This window comes from Streptomyces sp. AK08-02 (genome assembly GCF_033795085.1).
In the GTDB taxonomy this organism is placed as follows: domain Bacteria; phylum Actinomycetota; class Actinomycetes; order Streptomycetales; family Streptomycetaceae; genus Streptomyces; species Streptomyces echiniscabiei.
In genome coordinates this window covers 1-639 of record NZ_JARAZV010000057.1, presented here as the reverse complement: position 1 = coordinate 639, position 639 = coordinate 1, and the positions used below count along the sequence as shown (strand labels likewise).

The 639-nt window shown below is 67.3% G+C and carries 1 pseudogene; it reads right to left on the bottom strand.

The window, feature by feature from the left end:
- A pseudogene (locus PV734_RS45725) lies at window positions 1-639 on the bottom strand (glucose-6-phosphate isomerase); the annotation flags it as partial.

Below are 639 nucleotides of genomic sequence, written 5' to 3'. Positions count from 1 at the left end.
GAGTACCGGCCGCCGACCCAGTCCCAGAACTCGAACATGTTCGCCGTGTCGATCCCGAAGCCGGCGACCTTCCCCTCGTTCGTCGACAGCGCCACGAAATGCCGGGCGACCGCCTTCTCGTCACCACCGAGCCCCGCCAGCAGCCACGACCGGGCCGACGTCGCGTTCGTGATCGTCTCGATCGTCGTGAACGTCTTCGACGCCACGATGAACAGAGTCTCGGCCGGATCCAGGTCCCGCACCGCCTCGTGCAGATCCGCGCCGTCCACGTTCGACACGAAACGGAACGTCAACTCCCGCGCCGTAAAAGCCCGCAACGCCTCATACGCCATCGCCGGACCCAGATCCGAGCCACCGATACCGATGTTGACGACATTCCGGATCCGCCGGCCCGTGTGACCGGTCCACTCACCCGACCGCACCCGCTGCGCGAACCCACCCATCCGGTCCAGCACCGCGTGCACCGCCGGCACCACGTTCTCACCATCGACCTCGACCACCGCGCCCCGCGGCGCCCGCAACGCCGTGTGCAGCACCGCCCGGTCCTCGGTGATATTGATCTTCTCACCCCGGAACATGGCATCCCGCAACCCGAACACGCCCGTCGCGACGGCCAGTTCCTGGAGGAGAGCGAGAGTC